We start from the raw sequence: 13,410 nt of genomic DNA on the forward strand, positions 1-13,410 counted from the left end.
GGTTCGAGGCTCAGTCGCTTCCATCGCACAAATCTCTGTCCGTGCAGATACAAGGGGCGGCGCTGACCTCGACAGTTAGCGTCCCGCAAGGATTGCGTCTTCGAGGCCCCTCAATTCCGTCCATAAAACGCATTCTCGACATGCACCGGCCAGCGCCAGGGCAGCACCGCCACCATGTCGAAGCGCACCGACAGCCTGCCATAGTCCGGCTGGCGCGACAGCCAGAGGTCGGCGGCGCCCTCGATGCGCCGCTCCGACGAGTGGGCGATCGCTTCCATTGCCTCGATCAGCGTCCGCCGCGCCTTGACCTCGACGAACAGCACCAGGTCGCCGCGCCTGGCGATCAGGTCGATCTCGCCGAGCTTGGTGCGGTGGCGGCGGGCAAGGATGCGATAGCCCTTCAACATCAGCGCCAGCGCCGCCAGCCATTCGCCGCGATGACCGCGCCGATAGGCTTTTCGCCGATGACCGACAGTGCGCTCAGCCATCGCCGGCATCTCTTTGTTTGACCATGATCTTTCCCGAAAACCGGTTTCCACCTTTCGGGATCATGGTCTGTCCTTGAGTTCGAGCAGCCGCCGGTAGAGCGCCTGTTTCTGGCCGCCGGTCATCTTCGCCGCTTCCGCAGCCGCCTTGGAGGCCGGCATTTCCGCGGCAAGCGACAACAGCAGCCGGTCGATATCGGCCGGCTGATCCGCCGTGGCCTCGGCCGGACCGATGCAGATGACGATTTCACCCTTCGGGGTGTCGGCCGCCGCGTAGTGATCGGCGAGCTGGCCGAGCGTTCCCGTCCGCGTCTCCTCGAAGGCCTTGGTAAGCTCGCGTCCGATCGCCGCCTGACGCGCACCGCCGAGCACTTCCACCATCGCCGCGAGCGTCTCGGCCAGCCGGCGCGGCGATTCGAAGAAGATCAGCGTCGCCGGCACCTGCTTGAAACTTTCGAGCTTCGTCAGCCGCTGGCCAGCCTTCGCAGGCAAAAAGCCCGCGAATAGGAAGGCGTCGGACGGCAGTCCGGAAGCGGTTAGCGCGGCAAGCGCCGCCGACGGTCCCGGCACCGGCACGACGCGGATGCCGCGCTCCAGCGCTTCGCCGACCAGCCGGTAACCGGGGTCGGAGACCAGCGGCGTGCCGGCATCCGAAATCAGCGCCACGCTGTGCCCGACCCCCAAAGCCTCGATCAGCTTCGGCCCTGCCGAGGCGGCATTGTGCTCATGATAGGCCGTGGTGCGGCGACGGATGCCGTAGCGTTCGAGCAGCACGCGCGAGACGCGCGTGTCCTCGCAGGCGACGATGTCGGCGCTAGCCAGCGTCTCCAGCGCGCGCAGCGTGATGTCGGCAAGATTGCCGATCGGTGTCGCCACCAGATAAAGCGCCGGCGCAATCGGCCGCGCCGGAATCTCGGTCTGCCCGATCAGATAGCTGCGTTTCTCGCCGGTCAAGAATGGTCCCTCTCTGTAGCCGCTCTGTTTCGCACGGTCGCCGTCCTGTTGCAAAACGTGAGGTCCATGGAGGGAAATCGCCATGCCTTTGCCATAGTGAGGAACGAAACCGCTATCGGCGAATTTCATCCCTGATTCCCGGTAGGAGGCAGGACCGGACGATGCCCAATCGCTTCGACATTTTTATCAGCCGACTTGAAAGCAAAACCGCCCGCGAGGCCACTCCCCCACATCCGATCGCCGAACAGCAAGGCGCCCGCCGCGACAAGGCCGACCAGAAGCCCGCCCGCAACGGCGAGGCGCATGCCGAGAAGAACCGCGGCAAGCACCGCCAGAAGCACGACGCCTAGGCGTCGCATGAGAGCGCAGCCGGCTCTCGCTTCGTCATCCTAGGGCGGAGCAAGGAGCGAAGCGACGCGGCGCAGACCCTAGGATCCATGCCGTTACATCGAAACTTCTCCGGCGGTGCAGAATTCTGCTCCGTCGCGCCCTTCGGTTGAAGTCACGGCATGGATTCTCGGGTCAAGCCCGAGAATGACGAAAGTGCTGTGCTACCGCGCCAAATCCGCCACGACGGCATCGAGCACAATCATCCCCGCGGTGGTGGCGCGGAGCCGGGCATTGCCGACCGGCGCCACCAGCCCTTCTTCCTGCAGCACCGAAAGTCTTGCGGTCGAAAGGCCACGGCCGGCAAGCGTCTCGTAGCGCTGAAGGTCGATGCCTTCGGCGAGCCTCAGCCCCATCAGCAGGAACTCGTCCGCCTCTTCGGCTCGCGTAAGCACTTCCCCGCCGGTGACGCCATGGCCCCTGGCCTCGACCAGGTTGGCCCAGGTCTCCGGCATCTTTTCGGCGACCGTGACCGTCCGGCGGCCGTTCTCGACGAAGCGGCCATGCGCGCCCGGCCCGACGCCGACATATTCGCCATAGCGCCAATAGGTCAAATTGTGCCGGCTCTCGGCGCCCGGCCGCGCGTGATTGGAAATCTCATAGGCCGGCAGCCCATGCGCCGCCGTCACCTCCTGCGTCAGCGCGTAGAGGTCGGCGGCCTGGTCATTGTCCGGGATGACGAATTTTCGCGCCGCATGCAGAGCATGGAACGGCGTGCCTTCCTCGATGGTGAGCTGATAGAGCGACAGATGATCGGCGGCGTGGCCGATCGCCTGTTCGAGCTCCGCCCGCCACGCCTCCGGCGTCTGGCCCGGTCGCGCATAGATCAGATCAAAGGACAGTCGGGGGAAAATGTCCCGCGCGAGTCCGATGGCATGCAGCGCCTCTTCGACATTGTGCAGCCGGCCGAGGAAGCGCAGGTCCTTGTCGTTCAGCGCCTGCACGCCGAGCGAGACGCGGTTAACGCCGGCTGTCCGGTAGCCACGAAAACGCTCAGCCTCGACCGAGGACGGGTTTGCTTCCAGCGTGACCTCGATGCCAGCAGGCACCGTCCAGTTCTTCGCCACGGCCTCCAGCACCGCTCCGACAGTTTCCGGCTTCATCAGCGACGGCGTGCCGCCGCCGAGGAAGATGCTGGTCACCTCGCGCGGCCCGGTGCGGGCGCGCATGGTGGCCAGTTCCGTTTCGAAGGCGCGCGCGAAGCGCTCCTGGTCGACCAGCTGGTGGCGGACATGGCTGTTGAAGTCGCAGTAAGGGCATTTGGCCGCGCAGAATGGCCAATGGATGTAGACGCCGAAGCCGGGGCTGCGGTCGAGCAGCATGGTTTGGCCGGTCTCGATCATCTTGAGTCGAGCCGCGCCAAGTCCAGGCGGGCTTGCGCGAATTTCTGGAAGGCGCGGGCGCGGTGCGACAGGGCGGTTGCCTGGCCGGGCTTCCAGCCGTGCTTTTGCTCGGCGTTCATCTCGCCGAAAGTCTTGTCGAAGCCGTTTGGCAGGAACACCGGATCGTAGCCGAAGCCGAGCGTGCCGCGCGGTGGCCACACCAGCGTGCCTTCCGCCTCGCCGCGGTAATATTCCGCATCGCCGTCCGGGAAGGCTAGGCAGATGACGGCGACGAAGCGGCCGGTGCGCTGCGTCGGCTCGGTCGCGCCGACCTCCTGCAGGGCCACTTCGGTGCGCTGCATGGCCATGCCGAAATCTCTGCTGCCATCCGGCGTCTCGGCCCAGTTGGCGGTGTAGACGCCCGGCGCGCCGTCGAGCGCGTCGACACAGAGGCCCGAATCGTCGGAGAGCGCCGGCAGGCCGGTCGCCTTGGCAGCGGCGTATGCCTTGATATAGGCATTCTCCTCGAAGGTCGTGCCGGTCTCTTCCGGTTCCGGCAGGCCGTAGTCCTTGGCCGACTTAGCCTCGAAGCCGAACGGCGCCATCAGGTCGGCGAACTCGCGCAGCTTGCCTTCGTTGTGGCTGGCGACGACGATCTTTTGTCCGTTCAAACTATGCATCACAGGCCCCAGATCCTTGGCTCGGCGAACTCGATCGAATTCCCCGAAGGGTCGCGGATATAGATCGAGTGTCCGCCCTGCGGCCATTCGAAATCGCTTTCGATGGCGATGTTCCTTGCTGTGAGATGCTTGCGCCATTGGCCAATCTCATCGGCGCTTGCCGTGAAGCAAAGATGACCTTCGCCGGCCGTTCCGTGCGGCGGCACCTTCAGCCTGGCGTCCGGCGCCGGCGGAACTTTGGTCGCTTCGGCATTGAAGAGAAGCAGCACGCCGCTGCCGCAGCGGAAGAAGACGTGGCGGCCTTCGACCTTGCCCACGACGTTGAGGCCGATGATGTCACAGTAGAATTGTTCGGCAGCCTGCAAGTCTGTGACGTAGAGGGCCGATTCCAGAATCGCCGAGGGAGTCACGACGCACCCCCCTCTGGCCTGCCGGCCATCTCCCCCGCAAGGGGGGAGATTAGCAGCTCCGCCGACATCGTCTCAACGTTGATGGTTGGCGAAACCCAAAGTGCCGTTCGATCTCCCCCCTTGCGGGGGAGATGCCCGGCAGGGCAGAGGGGGGTGTGAAGGATCGCCAGCCTCATTCTTTCTTCCACGCGGCGCGCTACGCCACCGCCATCTGCTGCAAGCTGACCAGCCGCGAAATGCCCTTCTTGGCCAGCCCCATCAGCGCGGCAAACTGCTCCTCGGAAAACGGCTCGCCCTCGGCGGTGCCCTGAATCTCGACGATGCCGCCCTTGCCGGTCATGACGAAATTGGCGTCGGTGCCGGCCGAGGAATCCTCGAGGTAGTCGAGGTCGATGACCGGCTGGCCGTCATGGATGCCGCAGGAAATCGCCGCGACATGGTCCTTCAGCACCTTGGAGACACTTGCCATCTGGCGGGCTTCCATCCAGCGCAGGCAGTCAAAGAGCGCCACCCAGCCGCCGGTGATCGAGGCCGTGCGGGTGCCGCCATCGGCCTGGATGACGTCGCAGTCGACGGTGATCTGCTGCTCGCCCAGCGCCTGCAGGTCGACCACGGCCCTGAGCGAGCGGCCGATCAGCCGCTGGATCTCCAGCGTGCGGCCGCCCTGCTTGCCGGCGGAGGCCTCGCGGCGCATGCGCTCGCCGGTCGAGCGCGGCAGCATGCCGTATTCCGCCGTCACCCAGCCCTTGCCGGAATTGCGCATCCAGGCCGGCACCTTTTCCTCCAGGCTCGCCGTGCACAAGACATGCGTGTCGCCGAACTTCACCAGGCACGAGCCTTCGGCGTGCTTGGAGACGCCGCGCTCGAAGGAGATGGCGCGCATTTCGTCAGCTTGGCGTTTGGAGGGGCGCATCGAGGCTCTTTCTGTTCTTTCTCGGATTCGTCGGCGGCTTGTAGACGCATGCGGCGCATGGCGCAAAGGAAAAGGGGAGCGCAAAGGAAAAGGGGGGCGCAAAGGAAAAGGGCGCCGGGTTGCGCCTTTGGGGCGGAAGTCTATATCTTTTAAACGGAGGTTCTCGCCGGAATGAACAAGGCAGTCGATCCCGCGTCGCAATCGCCGGTACTTCAATCGCTTGATATGCGTTCGCGCGACATCTTCAGGCGGATCGTCGATTCCTACCTGCGCGACGGCGAGCCGGTCGGCTCGCGCAGCCTGTCGCGCATCCTGCCTTCGTCGCTGTCGCCGGCCACCATCCGCAACGTGATGAGCGACCTCGAGCATCTGGGCCTGATCTATGCCCCGCACATCTCGGCCGGCCGGCTGCCGACCCAGACCGGCCTGCGCTTCTTCGTCGATGCCTTCATGGAGCTTGGCGATCTCTCCGACGATGAGCGCCGCGTCATCGAGGCGCAGGTGCGTGCCTCGGGCTCGGGCGCCACGCTGGAGCATATGCTGACCGAGGCGAGCCAGATGCTGTCCGGCATGTCGCGCGGCGCCGGCCTGGTGCTTGCCGCCAAGAACGAGGTGGCGCTGAAGCATATCGAGTTCATCCAGCTGGAGCCCACCAAGGCGCTGGCCGTCATGGTGTCGCAGAGCGGCGACGTCGAGAACCGGGTTGTCGACCTGCCCGCCGGCATCACCGTCTCGCAGCTGCATGAGGCCTCGAACTTCCTCAACGCCCACATCCGCGGCCGCACGCTGGCCGAGGCGCGCATCGAGATCGCCCGTATCAAGGACGAGACCAGGGCGGCCCTCGACACGCTGTCGCAGGACCTGGTCGAGAAGGGCCTCGCGGTCTGGGCCGGCGCCGAGAGCGGCCTGCCGGCGCGCCTCATCGTGCGCGGCCGCGCCAATCTTCTGGAGAACGTCACCGCCCAGGCCGATCTCGAATTGCTGCGTCATCTGTTCGAGGATCTGGAAACGCAGGACGGGCTGCTGCAGCTCCTCGATCTTGCCGAGGAAGGGCCCGGCGTGCGCATCTTCATCGGCTCGGAGAACAAACTGTTTTCCCTGTCCGGCTCGTCGCTTGTGGTCGCGCCCTATCGCGACAAGGACGCGCGCGTCGTCGGCGCGCTCGGCGTTATCGGTCCGACCCGGCTCAACTATGCCCGTATCGTGCCTATGGTCGACTATACTGCCCAATTGATTTCGCGCATGCTGAGATAGGCGAACGGGATCGCCGCAAGGAGGGTGGAAATGGCGCTGGAATCGTTCAAGGCCCAGATCAGCCTGCTGCTCGAGGAGATGGTGAACCAGCCCGAGGACGAGCACGAAATCCAGGAGCAGCTGCGCGAGAAGCTCAGGGAAATGCGCGCCATGGGCCTGCCGCTGCCGGCCGATCTGGTCGCGCTGGAAAAACGGCTCGACGACGATCTCGACGTCGAAGAGAGCTGAGCTGCCGCCAGTTCGCGTCAAATCTGCGTGCCCGCGCTTCTCTTTTGGAGCGCCTGCCCGATATCTGCTGTCTGGTTGCGCCGATCGTGGCAGGCGCGTCCGCCATTGACGGAGAACGGCATGACACGGATCGCTGGCCTTGCGGGCGTTGCCCTGTTTCTGGCTACCGGCGCTTTCGCGCAGCAGGCCGACCAACCTTTGCTCACAGGCAAAAAGGCCTTCGGCGATTGGAAGGCCGACCGTCCAGGCGTGCGGCGTCTAATCAAGCCGGACGATCTCCAGCAGCCGAGCCTCGCCGACACCCCGTCGAATAGCGCCGGCCTCGCCGACCGCCCCGCGGATGCCAAGCCCGCCGTGCCGGCCGGCTTCTCGGTCGAGCTCATCGCTTCCGGCATCGACAATCCGCGTGTCGTGCGCGTGGCGCCGAACGGCGACCTCTTCGTCGCCGACAGCGAGGCCAATCGAGTCAGGGTCTATCGGCTGGCGGAAGGCAGCGCGAAGCCCGCCGAGAAAGCCGTCTTCGCCAAGGGCCTCACCCAGCCCTACGGCATTGCCTTCTATCCGCCGGGCGACAAGCCGCAATGGGTCTATGTCGCCAACAGCAACAGCGTCGTGCGCTTTCCCTATCGCGATGGCGACATGCAAGCCTCGGGCAGGGCGGAAATGATCGTCTCCGACATTCCCTCGAGCCATCACTGGACGCGCGACATCGCCTTCTCGCCCGACGGCAAGACGCTCTACCTGTCGGTCGGCTCGGGCTCCAACACCGCCGAGGATATGGGCGCGAGGCCGAAGGGTGGCGTCGAGGAATGGGCGCGGTCTGAGCCGCTCGGCGCCACCTGGGGCGCGGAGGAAGGCCGCGCCGACGTGCTCGCCTTCGATCCCGATGGCAAGAACCGCAGGATGGTCGCCACCGGCCTGCGCAACTGCTCGGGCATGACCGTGCAGCCGGCGACGGGCGCGCTCTGGTGCGTCGTCAACGAACGCGACGAGCTCGGCGACGACGTGCCGTTCGAATACGCCACGGCCGTCAAGGACGGCGCCTTCTATGGCTGGCCCTGGTACTATATCGGCGACAACGAGGATCCGCGCCACGAGGGGGCGCGGCCCGACCTCGCCGGCAAGGTCACGGTACCCGACGTGCTGATGCAGGCGCATTCGGCGCCGCTCAACATCGCCTTCTATGAAGGCGGCAACTTCCCCGCCGACTACAAGGGCGACGCATTCGTCACCCTGCATGGTTCGTGGAACCGCGGTGCCCGCACCGGCTACAAGGTGGTGCGGCTGAAATTCAAGGACGGCAAGCCGACCGGGGAATATGAGGATTTCGCCACCGGCTTTGTCATTTCGGATGACGAGGTATGGGGCCGGCCGGTGGGCGTGGCCGTGGCGAAGGACGGCGCGCTGATCCTGACAGAGGACGGCAACGGCACGATCTGGCGCGTCACTTACGGAGACGGCCGGTCCTGATCGGGGATTTGAAATGCTGTTCATTTCCATGAAATCAGCGCAAACGCCTGGGATTAGCTAAAGCCTTCCCAACCTCGTCATCCCAGGGCGGAGCAGGAGCGAAGCGACGCGCGCAGACCCGAGGATGATGAGGCCGGTCCGTTTCGGCCAATCTCCAAGGCATTCGAGCTGCCAACGCGACCGGTCAAAATTCCTGTGCCGGGAAACTAGTTCCCGGTTGAGCTGGCGCAACGAATCTCGCCGCGAGGGAGTTACCGCCGACCCGGCATCATGATAAAAGCCCGGTTCCATATCGGTCCCTATGGCCAGGCCCAGAATAATCATGACACTCACCGGATTTCTCGCTTACAGCGCAGCCCTCGGCGTCGCCGCCGCCATTCCGGGCCCCGGCGTGACGGCGCTGGTTGCCCGTGCGCTCGGCTCCGGCTTCCGTTCCTCGCTGGTGATGTCCTTCGGCCTGATGCTCGGCGACATCACCTACCTCACCGCCGTCGTGCTCGGCCTGGCCTTCGTCGCGCAGACCTTCGGCATGGTTTTCCTCGCCATCAAATGGGCCGGCGTCGCCTATCTCGCTTTCCTTGCCTGGCGCTTCTGGACCAGCGGCATCTCGCCCGAGAACATCGAGGCGCGCAAGGGCAAGGGCGGCTTCGTGGCGAGCTTCATTGCCGGGCTGACGGTGACGCTCGGCAACCCGAAGACGATGATCTTCTATCTCGCCATCACGCCGACCATCGTCGACCTGAAGACCATCACGCTGGCCGATTACGGCATCTTCGTCGCGCTGACCGTCATTGTCCTGTTCGCGGTGCTGGTGCCCTATCTGGCGCTGGCCGCCAAGGCGCGCTGGTTCCTGAAATCGCCGCGCGCGCTGAAGGCGCTGAACCGCACCGCCGCCGGCTTCATGATGGGGGCAGCCGCGGCCATTGCCGCTCGCCAGTAAGCGTGTTGACAATCAGGTGATGCCGGCCTGACGTGAATGGCAACACACCTCGGTGCGTAACCGCTTCGATTTCAGGGAAAGCATTCCGAAAACGGGCCGATCCAGAAAATGCATTTCCGGCGTGGGATGGTTTTCAGCAACCGCCCCACTCGGATATTTTCGGCCGCCAGCCTATCTTGCGCGGCTGAAAGCACTATTCTGTCCGCCTATGCCATTGCCTTGGGAGCGAAACCAATGAACAAGCCCGTCACCTCCGCACGCGTCCCCGGCCGCGGCCGCATCTTCAACTCGATCACCGAGACGATTGGAGACACGCCGCTGGTGCGGCTGGACAAGTTCGCCAAGGAAAAGGGCATCGTCGCCAATGTGCTGGCCAAGCTCGAATTCTTCAACCCGATCGCCTCTGTGAAGGACCGCATCGGCGTCGCCATGATCGAGGCGCTGGAGGAGGCCGGCAAGATTTCGCCCGGCAAGACCACGCTGATCGAGCCGACCTCCGGCAACACCGGCATCGCGCTGGCCTTCGCCGCCGCCGCCAAGGGCTACAAGCTGATCCTCACCATGCCGGAGACGATGTCGGTCGAGCGCCGCAAGATGCTGGCGCTGCTCGGCGCCGAACTGGTGCTCACCGAAGGCCCGAAGGGCATGAAGGGCGCCATCGCCAAGGCCGACGAGCTCGCCGCGACGCTGCCCAACGCCATCATCCCGCAGCAGTTCGAGAACCCGGCCAATCCGGAGATCCACCGCCGCACCACGGCGGAGGAAATCTGGAACGACACCAATGGCGAGGTCGATATCATCGTCGCCGGCATCGGCACCGGCGGCACCATCACCGGCGTCGGCCAGGTGCTGAAGAAGCGCAAGCCCTCGCTGCATGTCGTGGCGGTCGAGCCGGAAGCGTCGCCGGTGCTGTCCGGCGGCCAGCCCGGCCCGCACAAGATTCAAGGAATCGGCGCTGGCTTTGCGCCCAAGATCCTCGACACCTCGGTCTATGACGAGATCGTCAGGGTCTCGAACGAGGATTCGGTCGCCAATGCGCGCCTCGTTGCCCGCCTCGAGGGCGTGCCGGTCGGCATCTCGTCGGGCGCAGCACTCCAGGCGGCGATCGTCGTCGGCTCGCGGCCGGAAAACAAGGGCAAGAACCTCGTCGTCGTCATCCCATCCTTCGCCGAGCGCTATCTCTCGACGATCCTGTTCGACGGCCTGGGGGCTTAGGTCGCCGATGGAAAATATGGGAAAGTAGCGATCCTTCGCGCCCCCCTCTGCCCAGCCGGGCATCTCCCCCACTTGGGGGGAGATCGGCAGTTTGGGCGCCTCGCTCGTCTTGCCGCGTCGGAGATTGGCGAAAGCCGACGCGACGGCCAATCTCCCCCCTTGTGGGGGAGATGTCCGGCAGGACAGAGGGGGGGCGCTGTCCCGCCAGCGTTTGCTGGAAGCGAACGTCTGAAAACGCTCCGCCGTTTTCAATTCCGCACTAACTTTCCTCGCTCGGCCTGCAGGAAGCGGCGCAAGGCCGGATCGCGCTCGAGGCCGATCGCCCGGTCATAGGCTTCAGCAGCATCGGCGGTCTTGCCGAGCCTGGCGGACAGCTCGGCCAGCGCCGCCCAGTAGGGCTGGTACTCGGCAAGCCGCCTGTCGTCGCCGATCCGCTCGAGCGCGGCAAGACCTTCAGCCGCTCCCTCGGCTTCGGCGATCGCCACCGCGCGGTTGATCGCCACCACCGGCGAGCCGGCAATCGCCATCAGCGCGTCGTAGAGCTGGCGGATCGCGGCCCAGTCGGTGCCGCCGCTCCGCCGTCGCGCCGTATGCGCAGATTGCACCGCGGCTTCCAGTTGGTAGCGGCCGATGATTTTCTTGGCCGCGGCGCGCTTGAGCAGCGCTTCCGCCTCGTCGATCAGCGTGTCGTCCCAGAGCGCGGTGTCTTGCTCGGCAAGCGGCACGAAGTCGCCTTGCGGGCCGCGCCGTGCCGCGCGCCGCGCTTCGGCGAAAAGCATCAGCGCCAAAAGCCCCAGTGTTTCCGGTTCGTCCGGGATCAGCGAGGCGACCAGCCGGCAGAGCCAGATGCCTTCGCTGGCAAGGTTTCGCCGTCGCGTCTCGGTGCCGGCCGGGTCCGACCAGCCTTCGGCAAAAGTGGCGTAGATCGCTTCCAGCACCGCGTCGAGCCGTTCGCCGAGCTCGGCCCGTTCCGGCACGCGAAAGGGGATGCCGGCCTCCCGGATGCGGTTCTTGGCGCGCACCAGGCGCTGGCCCATCGTCGCCGGCGAAACCAGGAACGCAGAAGCGATCGTGGCGGCGTCGAAGCCCAGCACAGTCTGCAGGATCAGCGGCGCGCGGACGCTCGATTCGATCGCCGGATGGGCGCAGGCAAACATCAGCCTGAGCCGCTCGTCGGGCAAATCCTCATTCGTCATGCGCGCCTCCGCCTCCTCGGCAATCAGCCGCAGATGGTCGCGGGCCGCCTCGCCGGTCAGCCGCCGCCGCACGGCGTCGACGTCGCGCCGGCGCGCGACCGCAAGCAGCCAGGCTTCCGGTTTTTCGGGCACGCCGCTTCTCGGCCAGCGCTCCAGCGCGGCGGCGAACGCATCGGCCAGCGCGTCCTCGGCGCCGGCGACGTCGCGCGTGCGGGCCGCGAGATAGGCGACCAGCTTGCCGTAGCTCTGCCGGGCGGCCGCCTCGGCCGCCGCCCGCGCCGTCTCCTGGCGACTGTTCATATTTCTAGGACAGGTAGTCGGTCATTTCCCAGATCGGCCGCACCTCGACCGTGCCGGTGCTGGCTGCCGGACAGCGCGCGCCCCATTCCATGGCCGTGTCGATGTCGGTCGCTTCGATCATGTAGAAACCGGCAAGCTGCTCCTTGGTATCGGCATAGGGGCCGTCGAGCACGTTGGTCTTGCCATTGGCCATCCGGATCGATGTCGCCGCCTGGGTCGGGCGCAGCCTTTCGCCGGCAAGGTATGCGCCGGATTTCTTCAAGGCTTCCGTATAGGCGCCATAGGCCGCGAGGGTCTGCTCGGTCTTGTCGCGCGGCGCATTCGCCATTGCGGCTTCGTCATTGTAGATCAACAGCATGTATCGCATGGGTCTCTCCCGTTTCTCGAAGGCCGCGTCGTCGCGGGCCAAGCTAAAGTCGTGCGGCCGCGGCCGATTTCGACAGGCGCCTTGAAAATCTTTCATCCCAAAGCCATCGGGCGCAAGCCGGCGCTTTTCGCCATACTCAGCCGTTCGTCTAATGCATGCAATTGCGGGTTGGCATTTGGCGCCTCCTGTCTAAACTCACGAGCTCGCGCCGGGGAGGCGGCGCGGCGCGACCGTTTCAGGAGGAGGAACCATATGCTCAATTTCAGGACGAAATTTGTTGCCGCCGGCGCCTTGGCGCTGTCGCTCGGCCTCGGCGCCGTGTCGGCCGGGGCGCAGGAATTCATCAACGTGCTGACCGGCGGCACGTCGGGCGTCTATTATCCGCTCGGCGTCGCGCTGTCCGAGATTTACGGCAAAGGCATCGAAGGCGCCCGCACCCAGGTGCAGGCGACGAAAGCCTCGGTCGAGAACCTCAACCTGCTGCAGCAGGGCAAGGGCGAGATCGCCTTCGCGCTCGGCGATTCCGTCAAGCTCGCCGCCGAAGGCAACACCGAGGCCGGCTTCCCCGGCAAGCTCGACAAGCTGCGCGGCATTGCCGCCATCTATCCCAACTACATCCAGATCGTCGCCAGCAAGGAGTCCGGCATCAAGACGCTCGCCGATCTCAAGGGCAAGAGCCTGTCGGTCGGCGCGCCGGCTTCGGGCACCGAGCTCAACGCTCGCGCCATCTTCGCCGCCGCCGGGTTGAAATACGAGGATCTCGGACGGGTCGAATATCTGCCTTTCGCCGAATCGGTCGAGCTGATCAAGAACCGGCAGCTCGACGCCACGCTGCAATCGGCGGGCCTCGGCGTCGCTTCGATCCGCGACCTCGCCACCTCGGTGCCGATCAACGTCGTCGCCGTGCCGGCCGAGGACGTCGCCAAGATCGGCTCGCCCTATCTGTCGGTCGTCATTCCCAAGGGAACCTATGAGGGCCAGACGGAGGATGTCGCGACCGCCGCGGTCGGCAATTTCCTCGTCACCCGGGCCGACGTTTCCGACGAGACCGCCTATCGGATGACCAAGCTGATGTTCGAGCATCTCGACCAGCTCGCCGCCGCCCACGCCGCCGCCAAGGCGATCGATCCGGCCAAGGCGCTGGACGGAATGCCGGTGCCGCTGCATCCCGGCGCGGAGAAATATTACAAGGAAAAAGGGTTGCTGAAGTAGGCGCTAGTTCCCCTCCCCCTCTGAGGGGAGGGTGGCCCGCAGGGCCGGGTGGGGTCCTCCGCGACGCGCTCCGGCCT

Annotated in this window: 15 protein-coding genes; 7 read left to right on the forward strand and 8 right to left on the reverse strand. The window is 65.6% G+C overall.

The window, feature by feature from the left end; genetic code table 11:
* Positions 1 to 110: 110 nt before the first annotated feature.
* Together RFM40_RS29800 and rsmI are read right to left on the reverse strand one after the other, a co-directional pair.
* Positions 111 to 488: a YraN family protein gene (locus RFM40_RS29800; RefSeq protein WP_320230126.1), complete on the reverse strand. Its 378-nt coding sequence runs from the start codon at positions 486 to 488 to the stop codon at positions 111 to 113.
* Positions 489 to 548: 60 nt separating this feature from the next.
* Positions 549 to 1,439 (reverse strand): 16S rRNA (cytidine(1402)-2'-O)-methyltransferase, encoded by an 891-nt coding sequence (gene rsmI / locus RFM40_RS29805; RefSeq protein WP_320230127.1) that lies wholly within the window; start codon positions 1,437 to 1,439, stop codon positions 549 to 551.
* Positions 1,440 to 1,600: 161 nt separating this feature from the next.
* Here rsmI and RFM40_RS29810 point away from each other — a divergent pair, with 161 nt between their 5' ends.
* Positions 1,601 to 1,789 carry a hypothetical protein gene (locus RFM40_RS29810; RefSeq protein ID WP_320278773.1) on the forward strand — a complete coding sequence of 63 codons (189 nt, stop codon included), beginning with the start codon at positions 1,601 to 1,603 and terminating at the stop codon, positions 1,787 to 1,789.
* A 201-nt stretch (positions 1,790 to 1,990) separates the two neighbouring features.
* Here the strand turns inward: RFM40_RS29810 and hemW are convergent, their stop codons facing one another.
* The 4 genes from hemW to rph form a co-directional block, all read right to left on the reverse strand.
* Positions 1,991 to 3,169: a radical SAM family heme chaperone HemW gene (gene hemW / locus RFM40_RS29815; RefSeq protein WP_320230128.1), complete on the reverse strand. Its 1,179-nt coding sequence runs from the start codon at positions 3,167 to 3,169 to the stop codon at positions 1,991 to 1,993.
* Entirely contained in the window at positions 3,166 to 3,828 is a 663-nt protein-coding gene (gene rdgB, locus RFM40_RS29820) for an RdgB/HAM1 family non-canonical purine NTP pyrophosphatase (protein ID WP_320278774.1), read from the reverse strand. Before rdgB ends, hemW begins: the two co-directional genes overlap by 4 nt.
* On the reverse strand, positions 3,828 to 4,238 hold the full coding sequence (locus RFM40_RS29825) for a VOC family protein (protein ID WP_320230130.1): 411 nt from the start codon (positions 4,236 to 4,238) through the stop codon (positions 3,828 to 3,830). The genes rdgB and RFM40_RS29825 overlap by 1 nt, the downstream gene beginning before the upstream one ends.
* A gap of 196 nt (positions 4,239 to 4,434) precedes the next feature.
* On the reverse strand, positions 4,435 to 5,151 hold the full coding sequence (rph, locus tag RFM40_RS29830; protein WP_320230131.1) for a ribonuclease PH: 717 nt from the start codon (positions 5,149 to 5,151) through the stop codon (positions 4,435 to 4,437).
* A 171-nt stretch (positions 5,152 to 5,322) separates the two neighbouring features.
* On the opposite strand from rph, the gene hrcA reads away from it, so the two are divergent.
* The 5 genes from hrcA (at position 5,323) to cysK (ending at position 10,258) form a co-directional block, all read left to right on the forward strand.
* The gene (hrcA, locus tag RFM40_RS29835) at positions 5,323 to 6,405 is read left to right on the forward strand and encodes a heat-inducible transcriptional repressor HrcA (protein WP_320230132.1); all 1,083 of its coding nucleotides are present in this window, start codon (positions 5,323 to 5,325) and stop codon (positions 6,403 to 6,405) included.
* A gap of 30 nt (positions 6,406 to 6,435) precedes the next feature.
* Complete coding sequence (locus tag RFM40_RS29840; protein WP_320230133.1) at positions 6,436 to 6,633, forward strand: hypothetical protein; 198 nt, start codon at positions 6,436 to 6,438, stop codon at positions 6,631 to 6,633.
* A gap of 120 nt (positions 6,634 to 6,753) precedes the next feature.
* On the forward strand, positions 6,754 to 8,103 hold the full coding sequence (locus tag RFM40_RS29845) for a PQQ-dependent sugar dehydrogenase (protein WP_320230134.1): 1,350 nt from the start codon (positions 6,754 to 6,756) through the stop codon (positions 8,101 to 8,103).
* Positions 8,104 to 8,425: 322 nt separating this feature from the next.
* Positions 8,426 to 9,043: a LysE family translocator gene (locus RFM40_RS29850; RefSeq protein ID WP_320230135.1), complete on the forward strand. Its 618-nt coding sequence runs from the start codon at positions 8,426 to 8,428 to the stop codon at positions 9,041 to 9,043.
* 234 nt (positions 9,044 to 9,277) lie between these two features.
* Positions 9,278 to 10,258, forward strand: a complete 981-nt coding sequence (gene cysK / locus RFM40_RS29855; protein ID WP_320230136.1) for a cysteine synthase A — start codon at positions 9,278 to 9,280, stop codon at positions 10,256 to 10,258.
* Positions 10,259 to 10,506: 248 nt separating this feature from the next.
* Here cysK and RFM40_RS29860 read toward each other — a convergent pair whose 3' ends face one another.
* Both RFM40_RS29860 and RFM40_RS29865 read right to left on the reverse strand, forming a co-directional pair.
* Positions 10,507 to 11,754, reverse strand: a complete 1,248-nt coding sequence (locus RFM40_RS29860) for an RNA polymerase sigma factor (protein WP_320278775.1) — start codon at positions 11,752 to 11,754, stop codon at positions 10,507 to 10,509.
* A gap of 4 nt (positions 11,755 to 11,758) precedes the next feature.
* Complete coding sequence (locus RFM40_RS29865) at positions 11,759 to 12,121, reverse strand: YciI family protein (protein WP_059188961.1); 363 nt, start codon at positions 12,119 to 12,121, stop codon at positions 11,759 to 11,761.
* Positions 12,122 to 12,373: 252 nt separating this feature from the next.
* Between RFM40_RS29865 and RFM40_RS29870 the strand changes: the two genes are divergently transcribed.
* The gene (locus RFM40_RS29870) at positions 12,374 to 13,333 is read left to right on the forward strand and encodes a TAXI family TRAP transporter solute-binding subunit (RefSeq protein ID WP_320278776.1); all 960 of its coding nucleotides are present in this window, start codon (positions 12,374 to 12,376) and stop codon (positions 13,331 to 13,333) included.
* Positions 13,334 to 13,410 lie beyond the last annotated feature (77 nt).

The sequence above is a fragment of the Mesorhizobium captivum genome (assembly GCF_033977165.1).
Lineage (GTDB): Bacteria > Pseudomonadota > Alphaproteobacteria > Rhizobiales > Rhizobiaceae > Mesorhizobium > Mesorhizobium captivum.